The 19,055-nt window shown below is 43.4% G+C and carries 21 protein-coding genes and 2 tRNA genes; 16 read left to right on the forward strand and 7 right to left on the reverse strand.

What is annotated here, in order from left to right; translation table 11 throughout:
• Positions 1-73: 73 nt before the first annotated feature.
• The gene (locus ICV38_RS04710; RefSeq protein WP_251368248.1) at positions 74-553 is read right to left on the reverse strand and encodes an MgtC/SapB family protein; all 480 of its coding nucleotides are present in this window, start codon (positions 551-553) and stop codon (positions 74-76) included.
• 369 nt (positions 554-922) lie between these two features.
• Between ICV38_RS04710 and ICV38_RS04715 the strand changes: the two genes are divergently transcribed.
• From ICV38_RS04715 to ppx, 8 genes are all read left to right on the forward strand, one after another.
• A complete protein-coding gene (locus tag ICV38_RS04715) occupies positions 923-1,099 on the forward strand; it encodes a hypothetical protein (RefSeq protein ID WP_215382570.1) in 177 nt (58 codons plus the stop codon).
• Between the two features lie 18 nt (positions 1,100-1,117).
• Positions 1,118-1,624: an arsenate reductase ArsC gene (locus ICV38_RS04720; protein ID WP_215382571.1), complete on the forward strand. Its 507-nt coding sequence runs from the start codon at positions 1,118-1,120 to the stop codon at positions 1,622-1,624.
• 9 nt (positions 1,625-1,633) lie between these two features.
• On the forward strand, positions 1,634-2,074 hold the full coding sequence (locus ICV38_RS04725; RefSeq protein ID WP_215382572.1) for a tautomerase family protein: 441 nt from the start codon (positions 1,634-1,636) through the stop codon (positions 2,072-2,074).
• 60 nt (positions 2,075-2,134) lie between these two features.
• Positions 2,135-3,577: a DUF2252 domain-containing protein gene (locus tag ICV38_RS04730; protein WP_215382573.1), complete on the forward strand. Its 1,443-nt coding sequence runs from the start codon at positions 2,135-2,137 to the stop codon at positions 3,575-3,577.
• Positions 3,578-3,657: 80 nt separating this feature from the next.
• On the forward strand, positions 3,658-5,403 hold the full coding sequence (locus tag ICV38_RS04735) for an alkaline phosphatase (protein WP_215382574.1): 1,746 nt from the start codon (positions 3,658-3,660) through the stop codon (positions 5,401-5,403).
• Positions 5,404-5,417: 14 nt separating this feature from the next.
• Complete coding sequence (locus ICV38_RS04740; RefSeq protein ID WP_215382575.1) at positions 5,418-6,134, forward strand: MgtC/SapB family protein; 717 nt, start codon at positions 5,418-5,420, stop codon at positions 6,132-6,134.
• A gap of 51 nt (positions 6,135-6,185) precedes the next feature.
• Complete coding sequence (locus ICV38_RS10340) at positions 6,186-6,395, forward strand: GDCCVxC domain-containing (seleno)protein (protein WP_305848976.1); 210 nt, start codon at positions 6,186-6,188, stop codon at positions 6,393-6,395.
• 80 nt (positions 6,396-6,475) lie between these two features.
• Positions 6,476-8,065 (forward strand): exopolyphosphatase, encoded by a 1,590-nt coding sequence (gene ppx, locus ICV38_RS04745; RefSeq protein WP_215382576.1) that lies wholly within the window; start codon positions 6,476-6,478, stop codon positions 8,063-8,065.
• 77 nt (positions 8,066-8,142) lie between these two features.
• Here the strand turns inward: ppx and ICV38_RS04750 are convergent, their stop codons facing one another.
• Genes ICV38_RS04750 through ICV38_RS04765 form a run of 4 tightly spaced genes read right to left on the reverse strand, consistent with a single transcriptional unit; the run spans position 8,143 to position 11,358 of the window.
• Entirely contained in the window at positions 8,143-9,069 is a 927-nt protein-coding gene (locus ICV38_RS04750) for a GNAT family N-acetyltransferase (protein WP_371819244.1), read from the reverse strand.
• A 40-nt stretch (positions 9,070-9,109) separates the two neighbouring features.
• Positions 9,110-9,514, reverse strand: a complete 405-nt coding sequence (locus ICV38_RS04755; RefSeq protein ID WP_215382577.1) for a diacylglycerol kinase — start codon at positions 9,512-9,514, stop codon at positions 9,110-9,112.
• A gap of 12 nt (positions 9,515-9,526) precedes the next feature.
• Positions 9,527-10,555, reverse strand: a complete 1,029-nt coding sequence (locus ICV38_RS04760) for a glycosyltransferase family 1 protein (RefSeq protein WP_215382578.1) — start codon at positions 10,553-10,555, stop codon at positions 9,527-9,529.
• A gap of 11 nt (positions 10,556-10,566) precedes the next feature.
• Entirely contained in the window at positions 10,567-11,358 is a 792-nt protein-coding gene (locus tag ICV38_RS04765; RefSeq protein WP_215382758.1) for a UDP-2,3-diacylglucosamine diphosphatase, read from the reverse strand.
• A gap of 106 nt (positions 11,359-11,464) precedes the next feature.
• Here ICV38_RS04765 and ICV38_RS04770 point away from each other — a divergent pair, with 106 nt between their 5' ends.
• The 5 genes from ICV38_RS04770 to ICV38_RS04790 all read left to right on the forward strand — a co-directional run bounded on the left by ICV38_RS04770 (position 11,465) and on the right by ICV38_RS04790 (position 15,189).
• Positions 11,465-12,256: a 1-acyl-sn-glycerol-3-phosphate acyltransferase gene (locus tag ICV38_RS04770; protein WP_215382579.1), complete on the forward strand. Its 792-nt coding sequence runs from the start codon at positions 11,465-11,467 to the stop codon at positions 12,254-12,256.
• A 62-nt stretch (positions 12,257-12,318) separates the two neighbouring features.
• On the forward strand, positions 12,319-13,224 hold the full coding sequence (gene ppk2 / locus ICV38_RS04775; protein ID WP_215382580.1) for a polyphosphate kinase 2: 906 nt from the start codon (positions 12,319-12,321) through the stop codon (positions 13,222-13,224).
• 44 nt (positions 13,225-13,268) lie between these two features.
• Positions 13,269-14,099: a hypothetical protein gene (locus ICV38_RS04780; RefSeq protein ID WP_215382581.1), complete on the forward strand. Its 831-nt coding sequence runs from the start codon at positions 13,269-13,271 to the stop codon at positions 14,097-14,099.
• A complete protein-coding gene (locus tag ICV38_RS04785; protein ID WP_215382582.1) occupies positions 14,096-14,656 on the forward strand; it encodes a chromate transporter in 561 nt (186 codons plus the stop codon). Before ICV38_RS04780 ends, ICV38_RS04785 begins: the two co-directional genes overlap by 4 nt.
• Positions 14,653-15,189, forward strand: a complete 537-nt coding sequence (locus tag ICV38_RS04790; protein WP_215382583.1) for a chromate transporter — start codon at positions 14,653-14,655, stop codon at positions 15,187-15,189. The genes ICV38_RS04785 and ICV38_RS04790 overlap by 4 nt, the downstream gene beginning before the upstream one ends.
• On the opposite strand, the gene ICV38_RS04795 is transcribed toward ICV38_RS04790, so the two are convergent.
• The gene (locus ICV38_RS04795; RefSeq protein ID WP_215382584.1) at positions 15,186-17,273 is read right to left on the reverse strand and encodes a TonB-dependent receptor; all 2,088 of its coding nucleotides are present in this window, start codon (positions 17,271-17,273) and stop codon (positions 15,186-15,188) included. The genes ICV38_RS04790 and ICV38_RS04795 overlap by 4 nt on opposite strands.
• 71 nt (positions 17,274-17,344) lie before the next feature.
• Entirely contained in the window at positions 17,345-17,713 is a 369-nt protein-coding gene (locus ICV38_RS04800; protein WP_215382585.1) for a hypothetical protein, read from the reverse strand.
• 60 nt (positions 17,714-17,773) lie between these two features.
• Between ICV38_RS04800 and ICV38_RS04805 the strand changes: the two genes are divergently transcribed.
• The 3 genes from ICV38_RS04805 (at position 17,774) to ICV38_RS04815 (ending at position 19,042) form a co-directional block, all read left to right on the forward strand.
• Positions 17,774-17,850, forward strand: a tRNA-Pro gene (locus ICV38_RS04805).
• A gap of 42 nt (positions 17,851-17,892) precedes the next feature.
• A tRNA-Arg gene (locus tag ICV38_RS04810) sits at positions 17,893-17,969 on the forward strand.
• Between the two features lie 179 nt (positions 17,970-18,148).
• Entirely contained in the window at positions 18,149-19,042 is an 894-nt protein-coding gene (locus ICV38_RS04815) for an amino acid ABC transporter substrate-binding protein (protein ID WP_215382760.1), read from the forward strand.
• The last annotated feature ends 13 nt before the right edge of the window (positions 19,043-19,055 follow it).

The following is a 19,055-nucleotide window of genomic DNA, read 5'->3' on the forward strand; positions in this document are numbered from 1 at the left end:
TATGGTCCTTAGGATCTTTAATCCTAGCAAACAAATATGACAAAACCTGCTTTTTTGAGTGTTTTGGTGGGTTTTAGTCCGGATCCCCTGAAATTTCCGACCCCCGTTTGATACCAGTCAGCCTTGCTAAAAGCCTTTCCAAAGGACCCCCTATAAACAAGGTGAGTAAGATTGCCCCTAAGGTTAGCAGCCCTAAAGCGAATTTTCCGGCTCCAAAAGCAGCCCCAATGAGGGCGCACGCCCATAAGCTTGCGGCGGTGGTTAGACCATGAATTTTTTGGGAACTTTGCTCATGAATAATGACGCCGGCACCTAAAAATCCAAGACCAGTAATTAATCCCTGTAAGACGCGACTAACCGATTGCGCATCATCATTTACAAAGTCGCTAATCAGCATTACCGCCATCGCCGAACCGATAGAAACTAAAGAATGGGTGCGTATACCCGCAGATTTATGGTGTAACCATCGATTGAGGCCTAGCACTGCACCAACAATCAATGCCAGACCCAGTCGTAAAGCAATGTTGCAATACAAATCCAAGTTACTCATCATTTATTTCCTAAGTATTGACCAATTCAGTTTATCGCAGGGACTTCAATCCGTCATCAATTCGCCTCCGCCTTGTCATCTTTATGGCGAACAATAGAGGGGCAATATTTCCAGGAGACTTCGCAAAATGATTGTTCCTAACCTCGTCTTTCACCACAAGGATATAAAATGAAAAATACGCTATCTATGATTTGGCATGCATGGTACGAGGCGCGCTTAAATTACGCAAAACGGTATATTAATCATCGACTTGGAAGCTAATTGGAGTTTGCTAGACGCTTTGATGAGCCTTAGGCACCCTATATACCTTTAATAAATCTGAAATAAAGCCCATTTAGGATCATTCTGTTGGCTACTTTTCAGGGGGTGTCTGTGGACCACAATATCAATGAGTATTTGGCTAAGGTATTTCGTAATGAAATCCAAGACTTGCAACAGAGTGCAGGTGCCCCAATCAAGCACTCTAGAGATGTGGTGGTTGAGGATCATATCGCTAGGAAATTTCTAGTAGAAAAAAAGTACTCACTTGGTCTTGATGAGATTGTTTAACTGACAAATGAAGAGCGCATGAACAAGCCTTTTAATATTCTTTTCATATGTACAGGTAATTCTGCTAGATCAATTCTTGCAGAAGCTTTAACTACTACATTAAGCCATGGTCGTTTTATTGGCTATTCTGCTGGTTCAAAGCCTGCAGGATTTATTCATCCCGTAGCTTTAAAAATCATTAAAGAGATTGGTTACCCCTTAACATTAGTTCGCAGTAAAAGTTGGGATGAGTATGGGAGGGAAGATGCACCCCATATGAATTTCATCATCACCGTTTGTGATGCAGCTGCTGGAGAAGAATGCCCCTATTGGGCTGGTCACCCAGCAACAGCTCATTGGGGGTTTCCGGATCCTGCGGCTGCAGCGGGGAGTGAAGAAGAAATCTGGGATGCCTTTAGAAAGGTTGAGATTGGTCTGCGTAACCGTATTGAATTGCTTCTGGATCTGCCTCTTGATAGTCTTGATCACTTACAAGTCAAAGATCATCTGCTAGCAATCCACCAGCAAGCAAGCGATCCCAAATAAAGCGTAGTTATGGCAACGTATAGCGTCTACTCTGCAGGTCTATCATTCGGAACTCATGAGAAGTTTGCGATTGCGCGCGCCATTACAAAAATTCATGCAGAAGTCACTGGTGCAGAAGCCTATTTTGCGCAAGTGATTTTTAAAGAGTTAGACCTACATGACTGTTTTATTGGCGGTGTATTGCTAGAGGAGCCGCACATTTTTTTGAATGGTCAAATTCGATCTGGAAGAAGCGAGCAAACTAAAAAACAATTATTGGTTGAGATTGAGATTGCCCTACAAACTACCACTAAGTTAGCCAGCCACCAGATTTGGGCTTACATTGATGAGATAGCCCCTTGCCAAATGATTGAGTATGGCCAAATCCTTCCATCAGTGGGGCAAGATAAGGTTTGGTTTTCTACCTTGCCTAATGGCATCCAGAAGAAGTTGAACTACCTTAATTCTTAAAAGCTCCAGCAGGACTACATAGGCATTAAAATGATGCGATCCTAATGAGTGATTGCATGAATGCCTGCCGATAAAAAACCTAAATATGCTGTATTGCGATCTGTAGAGTCCTTTGCTAAAGGGCGACCTACCATTAGAAGGCGCATTGCGGATGGGAAGGCATTGCGCAAAAGGGTTAGTTTTGCGGAGCAGGGAATTTATACACCCCCCAAAATTCGTGTTGACCCGATAACCATTCTTGAAGAACAAGCCAAAACTCGCATTCAATCGCTCATTCCTATTCGCTACAGAAGAATGCTGCAGTCGCCATTCGCATTTTATCGAGGTGGGGCTGCAATCATGGCTCAGGATTTAGCCAATCAACCGACAACCAATATTATTGTCCAGCTGTGCGGTGACATGCATGTTTCTAATTTTGGACTCTTCGGTACTGCTGAGCACAGACTAGTTTTCGGTATTAATGATTTTGATGAAACTTTGCCCGGAAGTTGGGAGTGGGATTTAAAGAGGCTTGTAGCAAGCGCATTGATTGCATGTGAAAGTGCCGGTGGCGATAAAGCACTAGCCAAACAGCTGGTTTATCGAATTTGCTCGGAGTATCAAAAGCAAATGGCTAGGTATGCAAATATGCCGTATCTCGAGTTAGCGCAAGAATTTATTGGTGAACAACAAATTCGCAAACATTTCAGCAAGGAGCATCAAAAGAAAATTGATGCCTATCTAAAGGAGTGTAAAGGTCAGAATAATATTCAAGTGTTGCAAAAGCTCACAACACTTGTTGGCAAGAACCGCAAGATCATTAATAAACCACCTCTTATTGAACACTTCAAGGAAGAGGCATATGGTGTGCCACTGCAGACTCTGATTGATAAAGCCCTCATGAATTATGCAAGTACTTTGCTAGCGGACCGAAAAGTATTATTCGAGCGCTACACATTAAAGGACTATGTTAGAAAAGTAGTGGGCGTTGGCAGCGTAGGCACTAACTGTATGCTGTTTTACTTTGAGGGCGATAGCGAGCACGACCCCTTATTTTTGCAATACAAAGAGGCTCAAAAATCTGTATTGAGTCCTTATCTCGGCAAATCGATTTTCCGCGACATGGGTCATCGTGTTGTTGCTGGTCAAAGACTTCTCCAAGGGGCACCTGACATCTTTTTGAATTTTGGGCTGGTGCAGTTTGATATCAATCGCGGTGAAGGTTTTTATATGCGTCAGCTCAGAGATATGAAAGGTGGCTTAGATATTGGTGCAGAAGGGGTTTCCTTAAAAAACTTTCCTGACTACGCAAGACTGTACGGTTGGGCCTTGGCTTTGGGTCATGCGCGTTCCGGTGATGCTGCAATGATCTCTGGATATTGCGGAGAATCACAAGAGTTTGGGAATGCCTTATATTCTTTTGCGAAGTCCTATGCCAAACAAAATCAGAGCGATTTTGAGGTTTTTAAAAAAGCTGTCAAAAGCGGTAAATTGCAAGTTGCAAGTAAAAAAGCAGCACTTTAGGTGTCTTGAGCTTGAGTCATCAAGATGTCATCATTTTGATTGATAGTAAATATTGACCTTATCCATCTCTGGAAATCATCATGAAATTAATCCAATTGCTTAAGCCTCATCTCATCGCGTTATTTTGTTTGGTTACAGGCATTGTCCATGCGGCTGCAATCTACCCCATAGATCAGGCTAATATTTTGGCTGGCTCCAAGTTTGACATCAAGGTTGAATTCAATTCCGTTGTCAATCAGAATGATGTCATTCTTGAGCTGAACGGCAAGCCTATCAACACACTAGTCACGGTGAAACCAGAATTTATTGCTAATGAGAATGGCAAGGGAAGTTCATTGGTTTTTCGAGATGTACAGATCTCAAAGGCTGGTAAATATCAATTGATAGCATCCGTCCCACAAGAACGTCTTCAAGTGAGTTGGGATGTATATGCTAGCGGCCCTCGTAAGGTCAAAAATGTCATTCTTTTTGTTGGTGATGGTATGACGATCGCCAATCGAACCGCCGCCAGAGTTTTATCTAAAGGCATAACCGAGGGCAAATATCAGGGTAGGTTGGCATTTGATGACATGCCTAGTACGGCCATGATAGGAACCTCCGGTTCAGACTCTCTCATTACGGATTCGGCAAATTCAATGAGTGCCTACACAACTGGACATAAAACAGCTGTTAATGCAATGGGATTGTATGTATCCCGAGCCACTGATAATTTATCGCATCCTAAGGTTGAGACCATCGCTGAACTGATTAAGCGCAATACAAGAATGTCCGTAGGGATCGTGTCAGATGCCGAACTTGAAGATGCAACTCCAGCAGCCGTAGTTGCTCATACACGTCGTAGGGCAGATAAGCAGTATATTGCTGATCAATTACTAGCTAGTGGTGCTGATGTTATTTTAGGTGGAGGATCAGCCTATTTTTATCCTCAGTCAACTAAAGGCTCGAAGCGTAAAGACGAGCAAAATCTTATTGATGGTTTTAAAGCAAAAGGCTATCAGTTGGCTTTTACAAAACAGCAACTATTAGCCGAATCCTCCAGTAAAAATACAAAGAAATTATTTGGTGTTTTTCATCCGGATAATATGGATGGGTCTCTAGACCGCCTTTACCTTAAAAAGAACACTGTCGAGCAATATCCGAACCAACCCGATTTGACTGAGATGACCCAATCAGCAATCGATGTGCTCTCCAGAAATCCAAATGGTTTCTTTTTAATGGTTGAGGCCGCATTAATCGATAAATTCAATCATCCCCTAGATTGGGAGCGAGCAGCTTTTGACACGATAATGCTTAGTAATGCCGTCCAAATTGCCAAAGATTTTGCCAAAACCCATCCCGATACTCTCATCATCGTTACTCCAGATCACACCCATAGTGGTTCAATTAGCGGCGTCGTGCATGATGACAAACCTGGGGCATTGCGCGAGAAGGTAGGTGTCTACGCGGATGCAGGGTATCCAAATTACCCAAAAGCAGACCTCAAAGGCTACCCTAATAAGATCGATGTTTCTAAGCGTTTGGCTTATTTCTATGGAAGCTATCCAGACCATTACGAAACAATGCATCCAAAATTAGATGGCACATTTGTACCAGCCATTAAAGATGAGGCAGGGAAATACGTGGCTAATCCTAAATATATTCAATTGCAAGAAGATGCCATTCATGTGGGCGGAAATCTACCCACAAATCAAGAATCCGGAGTTCATGCAGCCGACGATGCTGTATTAAATGCACAGGGCCCTGGATCAGAAAAGTTCAAAGGCTTCATGGATAACACTGAGGTATTTAGAGTAATGGTAGAGTCCTTAGGACTGAGCTCTAAATAAAGCACCCTGTATTCATGGAATTTATTCACAACATCAACTATGCATCTTTAACAGATACTGCTATCAGTCTGTGTGCCGCTTTTTTCTTTGGCGGCTTAATTGGGCTAGAGCGTCAATATCGACAACGAACAGCCGGTCTCAGAACGAATATCTTAGTTGCTTTAGGGGCTGCAATTTTTGTAGATGCTGGTAATCGCCTAACTGGTCATGATGGCGCTGTTCACATCATGGCTTATGTTGTTTCGGGTATAGGCTTCTTGGGTGCTGGTGTCATCATGCGCGAAGAAGGTAATGTTCGCGGAATCAATACGGCTGCCACTTTATGGGCCTCGGGTGCAGTAGGAGCCTGCGCAGGAGCTGATCTCATTTTAGAGGCTGGTTTAGCAACAGCTTTTATATTGGCGGCAAATACCTTATTGAGACCGGTAGTGAGTTTTATTAATCGCCAGCCCTTAGATACTAAATCTGTAGAGGTTACAAACTCGGTTTATATCATTACACCTAAACATGCTCAGAAGCATGCGTTAAAGGAATTCATCAGAACCTTGGAAGAAGCTGGTTATCAAACTCAGGATATTGAAGTGCACCAATTTGGTATTGATGAGGTTGAGATTCAGGCTGTGCTCACTGCTTCTGCAGTTGATGGGGATGAGATGGATAAGCTTATCGCCAAGATTGCGGATCAAGAGTTTGTAACCCAAGCGTTTTGGAGTCCAAGTACAACTGACTAGAGGGATCTGCATTGACATAATAGTGAAACATTATTAGTTCACTATCAAGTTGTGCTTAACAATAATTATCTCGAATCAACCGTTACTTGCCCGCATTGCGAGGCTTCTGAGACATTGTTACTGCAATCTGGCTCTACTCATCATTTCTATCGTTGTAGATCCTGTAGCGCGATTTTGAAGCCTAAATCTGGCGACTGCTGCATCTTATGCAGTTTCGGGTCTAGTGACTGTTCCGCCCCGGAACAAAACTTAGCTGCCTGATAGATCCTTACCCGAGTTATATGGCCTGATGGCTGTTTTCATCAATATGTCACGGTTTTTACATAAAATAGACATAATTGATGTTGAAAACTTTACTGGGGATTATCTTGGCCAGCAATCCTGTTGAACCTTTAACGCAGTCTGCGGATCTTGTTGCCGCCGTAGACTTAGGCTCAAACAGTTTCCGTATGCTGGTCGCCCAAGCAGTCAATACGCCCTCGGGCACCCAATTACGTCCAATTGATACTTTACGTGAATCAGTTCGCTTAGCTGCTGGTCTTACTGAAAATAAACTTCTAGGTAATGACGCCTATCAAAGAGGTCTTACTGCTATTAGACGTTTTGGTGAGCGGATTAGAGGCTTTGACCCTTCCAATGTTCGTGCGGTTGCCACCAATACTCTTCGTGTTGCAAAAAACGCCCAGCAATTTGTTGATGATGCCCAAGAGGCGCTCGGATTTCCGATTGAGGTGATTGCGGGGGTTGAGGAAGCGCGTCTCATCTATATAGGCGCTGCACATGAAGTTCCAGCCGTCCAAGGAAATCGATTGGTTGTCGATATTGGTGGCGGCTCTACCGAGTTCATTATTGGTAAGGGCTATGAGCCTAAGCTAATGGAAAGCTTATACATAGGATGCGTATCGCACAGTATGCGTTTCTTTCCCAAGGGCAATATTGATGGGCATGCCTTTAAAGAGGCTGAGCTTGCAGCAAGACGCGAGATTCAAGTCATTTCTGGTGCATACCTTAAAAGTGGATGGAAGCAAGCCATTGGATCGTCTGGCACCGCTAGGGCACTTGCTGAGTTGATTGCAGCAAATGACTTTAACGGTAGCGGCGATAGCCTCACTATGGGTCGCGTGAACGCCGGAAGCGGCTTGATAACACGCGATGGCTTAAAGGCATTGAAGAAGCATCTTCTGAAATATGAAAACGTAAATCAAGTTGAGTTAAATGGCCTAAAAGATGATAGAAGATCTGTTTGGCCGGGTGGCCTTGCAATCATGCTTGCCGTATTTGATGAATTAGGTATTGAAGATATGGAGGTAACAGATGCTGCTTTGCGTAGTGGCGTTTTGTATGACCTTTTGGGCCGATCACAGCATCACGATATGCGTTATGTGACGGTAGAGCAATTTATGCAACGCTACAACGTAGATCGAGATCAGGCCTCTAGAGTAGGCAGACTTGCCGCTGAATTCCTTCAGCAACTACCCAAGCCACAATCAGAGAGCAGGGACAATAATGTTGCACTCTTGCAATGGGCTGCTAATTTACATGAGATTGGTTTATCGATTTCTCACAATGGTTATCACAAACATTCTGCGTACATAGCAGGAAATGCGGATATGCCAGGTTTTTCAAAGAATGATCAAGCCCGTTTAGCTGCTCTATTAATTGGTCATGCAGGAAAGCTAGGAAAACTGGCCAATAATCATAATTTCCAAGATTGGCGTATGTTGTTTTGCTTGCGTTTAGCTCAGGTTCTTTGTCGGGGTCGCAATGATGCAAATTTTCCCAAGGTGAAAGTGTCAGAGCATGACGGATCCTATTTGGTAAGCCTTTCAAAGGAATGGACATCAGAACATCCCCTGACTGAATTTAGTCTATTAAAGGAAGCGGCTGAATGGGAAAGGGTTGGACGCTCTTACCAAGTTAGCCTTAAGTAAACATCAGATAAATCTAATGGGAATAAAAAAGCCGTTTCAAATGAAACGGCTTTTGTTTATTGGAGGGCTATAGTCTGTTACATGCCCAAGAAATGTTTTGCGTATCTTGGATTGATATCTGAAAGACGCAACATAGTCAGTAAATCCGCTGTATTAAAGTCTGGATCCCAAGCTGGGGCGCTACAAATCTTTGCGCCTAGCTTTAAGTAACCTTTGATCAGCGGAGGAGCCTCAACATCAAGTCCGCCATTTAATTTATCTAATGGGAGGGGGAGACGAGGGAAGGCATGAAACTCTGTTGGAGCCATTTGATCAGTGCCCAGTGAGTTATAAAGGCTCGCTGCAAAATGGCCACCGTCTGCCATTGGGATACTTGCGCAACCCAACATAATTTCATAGCCATTTTTGAGCATGTATTGGGCTAAACCGCTCCAGAGAGCCATAATGACTGCGCCTGAGCGATAGTCCTGGTGTACGCAAGATCTACCTAGCTCAACTAATTTAGAGCGAAGGTGATCTAAACGTGATAAGTCGAACTCAGAGTCAGAATAGAGGCGACCAATCTCTTGGGCCTTATGAGGGGGTAGAACACGGTAAGTTCCAACCACCTTCAGACTGTCTTGATCGCGTATTAATAAATGATCGCAATATGCATCAAATTCATCTACATCTAGACCTTCTTCATTTTGAGCAAGGTTTGCACCCATTTCCTCAGCAAATACTTTGTAACGTAATCGTTGAGCTTCTTTAACTTCAATAGCACTGGTAGCCCACTCAATTTTGAATGCAGGTTTTTTGACTTTGGCGACTTGACCAACTGGAGCAACAATTTCAGGCTGAACGAGATCGGCGCGCGATTTAGTGGCAAACTTTTTACCAAAAAGCTTCTTCGCAAACTTCTTAGATAGTTTTTTTATCGGATTTAACTTAGATTGCGTCACATCCTTCTTTTTCTTGGGGGAGAAGATTTCAAATGCGCCAATCGGGTTTGGAATATCAGACATAGTTAGCCTTGGTAGTTTTACTAATATTAGGGTCTATTTGTTACAAATTGAAGACAAGGGGTGCGCACACGGCAGACCACAATAAAACAGCAATTAAAAGCGCAAGCATGACGGCCGCAGACCCAAAATCCTTAGCTCTTTTGGATAAATCATGGTGTTCAAATGAAATTCTGTCGATTGCTGCCTCAACACTGGAATTTAATAGCTCAACCACCAATACCATCACCAAAGAGCTAATCAAGAGTACTTTTTCAAGGTGGCTTATCGACAATACAAGGGCAATCGGGGTCAGTATTAGAAATAAGGTCAACTCTTGTCTGAAAGCACTTTCCTCTTGAAATGCATAAACAAGACCGCACCAAGAATTTTTGGCAGCATGCCATGCTCTCGCCAACCCACGATTGCCTTTATGAGGGTTTTGGTCAATGTGATAGGGTGAGCTCAATTATGATTACCTTTAAGCAATTGCAGTTACATGCACATTAGGTGATGGCACAGGCTTAAGGTGGCGCACAAATTCTTCAGAAGCCGCTCTCCAGGAAAACTTCTCCGCATGAGCACGCGCCACTTCGCGAGGGATCTTTAATGCATCAATACAAGCTTGCCGCAGATCTTCATTCATGGCTCCTGCTTTGGAACTTCCCAAAACATCGATGGGTCCTGTTACCGGATAGGCTGCGACAGGGGTGCCGCAGGCCATGGCTTCTAGTAATACCAAACCGAATGTGTCTGTCTTGCTCGGGAATACAAAAACATCTGCTGCTGCATAGACTTTAGCAAGCTCGTGCTGTTGCAGAACGCCGAGATAGTTAATGTCAGGATATTTTTCTTTGATGCCAGCCATGGCTGGACCGTCTCCTACCACCCACTTAGAGCCAGGAAGGTCTAACTCTAAAAATGCATTGATATTTTTTTCGACAGCAACGCGACCGACATATAAATAAATAGGGTGCGCTGTATTGAGGGCTTTTGATTCTTGTACTTTAAAAATATCTAAATCAACACCGCGAGACCATAGAACAACATTATTCAAACCGTATTTTTCTAAATCCTCTTTGACGACGATCGTAGGCGCCATGACAGCCATAGAAGGACCATGGAACCAACGAATGAATGCGTAAGTAATGGCAAGAGGAATGCCTGTACGCGCTTTTACATATTCTGGAAAACGGGTGTGATAGGCGGTTGAAAAGGGCAAGTTATTTTTCACTGCATAAGATCGCGCAGAAAGACCTAGCGGCCCTTCCGTTGCAATATGCATGGCATCGGGAGCAAACTCTTTGATACGACGAGCAACTTCTTTGCCTGGAAATAAAGATAGGGCAATATCTGGGTATGTAGGGCAGGGAATAGATTTGAAGCCATTTGGGGTAATCATTTCAACTTCGTGACCCATTGCAACTAATTCAGCACGAGTTTGCTTCAGAGTTCTAACCACGCCATTTACTTGTGGATCCCATGCATCTGTAATGATCATTATTTTCATAGAGCAGCCTCTTATAGAATTGATTCAACAGCAGGTTGGTAAGTCACTTCAGGAATTTCTACTGGCTCACCTTTGATATAGGGCCAATGAATAATTTTGAGTTCGCCGGTATGGGTTTCAACAAGAGCAGTAAGGCTCTCCACCCAATCTCCATCGTTGCAGTAGATAAGGCCGTCAATTTCACGAATTTCAGCTTTATGAATATGACCGCAAACAACACCATCGCAACCTCGTAGGCGAGCCTCTCGAGCCATGATGTGTTCAAAGTCAGCGATGTAACTGACGGCATTTTTGACTTGATGCTTTAAATATTGCGAAAGCGACCAATATTGAAGACCCATTTTTACCCGCAACATATTGAAATAGCGGTTGATGTATAGGATCAATGAGTAGAGCGTGTCGCCAACGTAAGCTAACCACTTTGCGTATTGCATCACCCCATCAAAAAGATCTCCATGGGTGACCCAGAGTTTTTTGCCATCAAGGGTTGTGTGGATAACTTCCTCAACGACCTTGACATCGCCAAAAGAAAGGCCAAAGAACTGTCTCGCACTTTCATCATGATTTCCTGGAACATAAATAACTTCAGCGCCTTTTCTGGCCTTACGAAGTAATTTTTGCACTACATCATTATGTGCTTGTGGCCAGTAGAATGATTTCTTGAGGCGCCAGCCATCGATAATGTCACCAACAAGATAGAACTTATCTGCTTCGTTGTGTTTGAGAAAATCGAGAAGGTAGTCTGCCTGACACCCTGATGTTCCGAGGTGTACGTCTGAAATCCAGATGGCTCTGTAATGCATCATGAAACCGTATTAAGCCAAACCACTGTGTAAGGATCATGACACTTTTAAGTCATTTTGATGACTAGTAGACCTTTTGCGTGGATAATTTATATTGAGTACCGTTATGAGCCAAATCAATCAACATCAAGACAAGATAGCGCCTTTTATTGTTCGCCTATTTCTATGGGCTTCAATTTGGCTTCATGTTATTCGTGGGCTTTTCACCTTGTTTGTTTTCTTCCCAATTTCCAATAGGGCGAAAAAGGATGCTCATATAAAGCGGTGGTCAGAAAAACTACTGAGTATTTTTGGTATTGAGCTCAGGGTTAAAAATTCCTCAATTCTTCCTATAAAGCCAATTTTGCTTGCATCAAATCATATTTCTTGGATGGATATCCATGCGATTAATGCTTTTAAGCCTATACGCTTTGTAGCAAAGTCAGAAGTCGAATCATGGCCTATTTTTGGCTGGATGGCTAAGCAATTGGGAACGGTATTTATCAAGCGTGAGAGTGCAAAGCATGCCCATCTAGTGGTTGGCAATATGGCTGAGTCTTTAAAGAAGGAGTCCATTTGCATTTTTCCTGAGGGGACTTCTACTGATGGTGAGGGCGTAAGACCTTTTAAGCCTAATTTATTCGAGTCAGCCGTAGTTTCAGATGCCCCCGTATACACCTTAGCGATTCGCTATGTTTGCAAAAATACTGGCAGGCGCTCTAATGTACCTGCTTTTATTGGAGATATGGGGCTTCTTGAATCTATGAGCAATATTCTTAAAAATCGAAATCTTGCAGTAGAGCTAACTTTTTTCCCGCCGGCAGGATCCAGCCCCATGAGTCCCACTGATAGAAAATGGCTGGCACTCCATAGTTATGAGCAAATATCTACTTACTTTGATCAGGTCAACAAGCATTAGGGAATGTAATAAAAGCGTCATAACTTAGAGCGTAAACTAGCAAAAACCCTTTGAGGATAGTTATGCCCACCAAACATAAAGAAATGGCAGAGTGGTATCAGCGTGCGCAAGAAGAAATTCTTGACAGCATGGATGAAGAGCTCGAGATGGAGCTTGATGATGATCGTCTTTCTCAAGACGGCGATTCTGGTTCACAAGTTCCACGCAATACCTATTTCAGAGAGCTCTTTAGGCTTCAGGGTGAGCTTGTCAAACTTCAAGATTGGGTTGTTGCCAATAAGGTAAAAGTAGCCGTTTTGTTTGAGGGTCGTGATTCAGCAGGTAAGGGGGGTGCAATTAAACGTATCACCCAAAGACTAAATCCCCGAGTTTGCAAAGTTGTAGCGCTACCTGCTCCAAATGAACGCGAGAAGACTCAGTGGTATTTCCAGAGATATATATCCCATTTACCTGCGGGTGGTGAAATCGTACTATTTGATCGCAGCTGGTACAACCGAGCTGGGGTAGAGAAAGTCATGGGTTTTTGTTCTGATGCTGAGTACGAAGAATTTTTGAGAACTGTTCCAGATTTAGAGCGCATGATGATTCGCTCCGGCATTATCCTTATCAAATACTGGTTCTCTATCTCTGATGATGAACAGTACAACCGCTTTATGATGCGCATTCATGACCCATTAAAGCAGTGGAAGCTCAGCCCTATGGACCTAGAGGCACGTCGTCTTTGGGAGCAATATACAAAGGCCAAAGAAACAATGCTAGAGCGCACTCATATTCCTGAGGCGCCATGGTGGGTAGTAGCAGCAAATGACAAGAAAAAGGCGCGCTTAAACTGTATTACGCACCTTTTAAATCAAATCCCTTATCAAGAAATCGATCACCCTGTAATTACTCTGCCCGAGCGAGTTCACAACCCAGATTATTTGCGTGGCCCAGTCCCCCCTGAGATGTACGTTCCAGAGGTTTACTAATATTTTCAGGATGGTGATAATCTCTCCTAAAAGAAGGGATTATTTTGAAAAAGCTCCATCCAGCCATCACGAACCGTGAATTTAAATTACTGATTAAGCCTCAGGGCTTAGATCGTCGTAGTCGAATTACTGCCTTAAGTGATCAGATTTTAAGGTTCTGCAAGAATAATAAGGTGGATTTTTTCCATCTTGATAATGCTTCCACTAGCCTCAGAAATATTTATTTCTTTGATACGCCAGGTCAAGACTTTCGCCAAAACAATATTATTTTGCGAGTTCGTGAGTCTCGTCAAAATGTTTGGGTTGATGACTTTGCAGAGGTGACGCTGAAATGCAGGGCGCATGATCTTCTGCAAGCATCCAGCTTTAATCCCAGTCCTAAGAAGAAGATTAAATCGCGCATTCGATTTAAGGAAGAGATTCTACGTGGTGACCAATTGGGGACACAAAGGAAAATCTATTCAAATAATGCGATATTGGATGCGGTTCCGATTGATGACTTGTTTGTCCGAACTTTCGATAGCATTTCAAAATTTTTTCCCGATCTTGGCAAATTAGCCATTGATATGAAGACCCCCTTACGCATCGTTGGGGGTTCGACTAATAAAATTTTAGAAGCATGCTTGCCAATGGGGAATTTGGTGTTTGGAGATGGCGTTCAGGCTCACTGTGAAATTGCTATTTGGATGAAGAGCGTAGGCGACCCGATGGTTGGGGAGCTTGCTTTTTCCTACCGCGTGAACGATGAAAATAGGGCCCAATTAAAAGCGCATAAGCGTGCAGATAAATTTTTCAAAAAGCTTCAAATAGAGCTAGCGGATTGGCTCGAGATCGGAAGTACGAAAACAGCACTGGTTTATGGAAAACCAGAATGATTGATCAACCATCGGTTAAGCAGCCAAAGGTTGCGCTAGTTGATTTATTCATAGAGTTTTTAATCATCGGTGCAGTGAGTTTTGGCGGAGGCATTATTGCCTATGAGCGGATATTGCTCATTCAAAAACGCAAATGGTTAAGCGTAGATGAATTTATGGGATTTCTCGCTATCAGCCAAACCATGCCTGGATTAAATTCAGTAAACCTAGCAGTGCTAGCGGGTGATCATATTCGTGGGATTTGGGGCGCATTAGTATCGACTATTGGGCTCATTCTCCCTGGATCAGCTTTCGTCATGATCATTGGGGTAGCTTATACAAACAATAACGAGCACCCATTCGCAAACCTCGTCTTGACTGGGATTGCAGCTGGTGCATGCGGATTATTAGCGGCCATTACATACCGTATCGGCGATCAACACTGGAAGCATTTTAAATCTCTCATCATTATCGTCTGTACCTTTGGCTTAATGAGTATTGCTAAGTTTTCCTTGCCGCTAGTTCTATTAATCATGGCACCGATCTCAATTTATTTATACAGACCAAATCGTTCATGATGAGTTCGCTAATACAACTCGCACTGACTTTTAGTCTTTTATCTATTCTGGCCGTTGGGGGTGGCACTGCCGTATTGCCAGAGATGCAAACGTTATTAGCTCAACAATTTCATATAGACCATACTCAATTTGTTCATATTTATAGTATTGGGCAGGTAGCTCCAGGGCCAAACATGCTGATGGTCTTGATCATTGGCTTTAAGGTAGCGGGCTTAATCGGGGCGGGAATAGTATTAATCACCTTTTTTGTTCCCTCAAGTATTTTGTGTTTCTACGCTGGGCGTTTATGGAATCATTTTGCCGATAACCCTTGGCGCCGCTCCATTCAGGATGCGCTTGAACCTATATCCATCGGGTTAATGGCTTCAGGTGTTTATGCTGTAGCAAAGGCATCCATCAATAGTCCCATAACAGCTATATTAGGCCTTCTAGCTTTATATTTCATTCTCAAAACGAAGTTAAATCCGGTATATGTGATTCTGGGGTCAGGCGGGTTGGGATTTATTTATTTACGCTACCTTCATTTTCTTTAAAACGCTGCTCTAACACCAACCATCAGGCTTCTACCTGGTTGAGGGGCATAGAGCCTCACAGCCATCGGAGATGTTGCATATCGAATCTCTTCGTTCAAGAGATTTTTTAAGGCAAGATATCCAGTCCAATTGATTTTGCCTATACGCTCTGTATAGGAGAGGTTGGCGTTTAAGAGGTTATAACTTGGTACGGGACCAATTTCCCAGCTTGCTAATCGATTCTGTTGATAGCTATAGATATAAGTTGCACTGGTTAACCAACCGTCTCGTTGATGGACTAGCTCAGTACCTAGTCTAGGTGCTGGCTGAAGTGGAAGATTTCCACCGGCATTAAAGCTGCCTTGCACTACGTCACCAAATAAGCGACCACCAAAACCAGTTTGATTCCAGTTATAGGTCAGCTCTCCCTCAATACCTCGAATGTTTGCATTAGCCTGTGAGGCTTGAACAACTGAAAAATTGTCATTATTTGTGCTGCACGAACCTGTATAAAAGCCATAGATGTAATTCGTAAATTGATTACGATACACGCTGACTTTGCTCCGAATCAGTCCCAATGTTTTTTGAAGGCTCAACTCAACGTTATGGGATGTTTCGGTACCCAAGTTGGAGTTACCGATATCAAAAGTTGCTGTTGAATCATGTGGACCATATGAATAGAGCTCTTGGGGTGTTGGTGCTCTCTGTGAAACTGTATAAGCCAATCCCAGACCGTAACCTCGTTCAATATCCAGCATGCCACCAGCAGAGTAGGACATCAAATTAAATTGTCGGTTTTGAATGCTCGGTGGACCGTAGCTAGTTGGCTGAAATCCCTGCGAACCTGGGCTCGGAAATTGGGTGGCTGAGTTCGGGTTTTGAGCAGCATAGTTATAGCGCGAACCTAGGCTTGTCTTCAAGGCCCCATAACGTCCTTCCTCTATCCAGAACAATGCACTTGAATTCGATTTAGTTTGCGGCACGATAGCGTAGTTATTGGTGCTCAGATCGGTGGCATTTAATGTTGAGCCAGTAATTTGCGCGCCAATGACGCCTTTTGAGCCCAGCAACTCTTTATGCGCAAGTTCAAGGCGCGCCTCAGTAGCCGTGTTGTTCCATTGCGTTGAAGCGACACCGTTGTTGGTAAATTCAGTATGTTGATAGTTGGTATTAGCGGCGCTGACCTTGATGGATGAAAAGCCATCAAATGGATCATTGGTTTGATGGGCAAAGTCATAACGATTTTGTGATTGCTGAATAAATCCACCTTCAGCAGTAGGAATGCCGTAGTCATGATTCATGCGCTCCAAAGAAACACCGGTGTAGCCATCAGCCCTCAAAAACGATGCCCCAAGCCCAAGGCTATTCTGATTACTAAAAGAGAAAGGTAGTTTTCCACTGTATGGAACGTTGAGGGATTGGCCAGGATTAATTGCCCAGTTTGCATTAGGTCCACCTTGCTCAGCATACCCAGGGATTTGGTAATTATTTGAATTGCTGATTGTGGAGTCAAGGTGTAATGCGAATGGACCTGCAGGCGCATCTAATTCAAGGTTACCAGTCTTGCCTTGGTTTACTGTTTCATAGCTAGTATTCATCGCTCCTGAAAGAGCATCCGGCATAGAAGTCACAATGCGATCATTGACGACGTTCACCAAGCCACCACTTGAGCCCGATCCATACATTAGCGCAGAGGCGCCACGCAGAATTTCAATCTGATGAGTGTTTTGCATAGGATTGGCAACCGCATGATCTGCTGAGATGCTAGAAACATCTCCTACCGATAAACCATTTTGCAAAATCTGAACACGTGCACCCTCTAATCCTCGCATGACAGGTCTAGAGGCGCCAGCCCCGTAGCCTGTAGCGGATACACCCAGTTCATTCGCTAGGGTTGCACCGAGGGTACCACTCAATTTGTTTTGCAGCTCATCACCAGAAAGTACTTTATTTGGCGATAAAAATCCTTGTCCGTCGTCGCGCACACCGCTAACGTTAAGTTGTAAGGAGGGTTCACTATCGCTTTGTGACCATGACAACTTGCTGAACATTGCAGCGAGCAATATCAATAGTAATTTCTGAAGAAGGTAATGCCTGTATTTCATATTTCATCCAAGATCACCAATCACGGTGATAATTAAAACGAGAGTTGCCACCAAACTGGTAGGCAGAGGTTTTAAAGGATGAAGCTGGGTGGAGCTCTAGACTGGTAAGCCGTTGTTGCGGCTTGTGCAATAGCGAGCTGAATATGAGATTCAGAAACAGACCTACCAATAAGCGGGGTTAGCGTCTGCGTAGATGCATCAGGTATAAAACCAGCCAATGTTAAGGCGTCAAATAAATGGCAGGTATCAGAGCTATGACTAAATACAGGCGCAATTTCACTCGAAGACGCCTGACTAATTGACTGCTGTTGAAATGTTGAGTGAGAAATGCTGTGGGCAAATCCAACCCAATGGGTTCCCATCATGCAAACCATGAGCAAAACGACCGCTAGAGCGGTTTGAATTTGCTTTGTGAATTTGCTAGAAAAATAGGCAACCATGCGTTAAATCTTACAGGATTTGCCTCGAATAGCCCTGTCGGTGTAGAATAGCAATTCCGTCGGAGTGTAGCGCAGCCTGGTAGCGCACCTGCTTTGGGAGCAGGGGGTCCAAGGTTCGAATCCTTGTACTCCGACCATTTTCTCATTTAGTTGTTCCAATTAGTCCCAGTGCACTCATACTGCCTATAGCTCAGCTGGATAGAGCAACGCCCTTCTAAGGCGTAGGTCGCACGTTCGAATCGTGCTGGGCAGGCCAAAATCTTCAATAACCTCAGTATTAGCCTATTTTGCATTCCATTCTGCTTATAAAAGCCTCAAAAAGAGGCTTTAAAACGCATTTTGCTTTCATAAATTTGCTATAAATGCAGATGTGGCTATTTTGCTAGATAAATATAGAAGTAAAAACAGGAGAAGACGATGAAGAGCAAATCTTTGATGAAGGCTGGCCTAGTAGCTGGACTATTTATTAGCGCTGTCAGCGTACATGCTGCAAGCGCAACGATGGATAAGATCAAATCAACTGGTGCTGTCACCATGGGCGTTCGTGAATCATCCATTCCAATGTCTTACACAACTGGTGATAGCCGTTTTGATGGTTATCACGTTGAAATTTGCCGCATGATTTTGGGTGATATCAAAGACAAGCTTGGTATGAATACCTTGCGTATTAACTATCAGCCAGTCACTTCCCAAAACCGTGTTCCTTTAGTTCAAAACGGTACTGTTGATATTGAGTGCGGTACAACCACTAACAACACTGCTCGTGCAAAAGATGTTGGCTTTGCCAATACTTTGTATGTTGAGGAAGTACGCATTGCTGTTAAAGCAAATTCAGGTATTAAATCTATTGCTGACTTGAACGGCAAAAAGGTTGCTACAACAACCGGTACAACTTCTGTTCAATTGCTCCGCAAACATGAAAGAGCTAATGGCGTGAACTTTGATGAAGTCTTTGGTAAAGATCATGCTGACAGCTTCCTATTGCTTGAGTCTGGACGTGCCGATGCCTTTGTGATGGATGGTTCCATCTTGGCAGGCAATATTGCTAACTCTAAAAATCCAAAAGATTACAAGATTGTTGGTGAAGTATTGAGCACAGAACCAATCGCTATCATGGTTCGTAAAGATGATCCAGAATTTAAAGCTGCTGTAAATGCTGCGATTGCTAAGATTGTTGCCAACGGCAAAATGCCTGGCTTGTGGAACAAATGGTTCTTGTCGCCAATTCCACCAAAAAATATTGTCGTTGGTCTTGAGTTATCTCCAGCAACTAAAAATGCATGGGCAAACTTAAACGATAAACCTGCGGAGGACTACAACAAGAAGTAATTCTGATCGCTCA

The organism is Polynucleobacter sp. MG-6-Vaara-E2, from assembly GCF_018687695.1.
GTDB lineage: Bacteria > Pseudomonadota > Gammaproteobacteria > Burkholderiales > Burkholderiaceae > Polynucleobacter.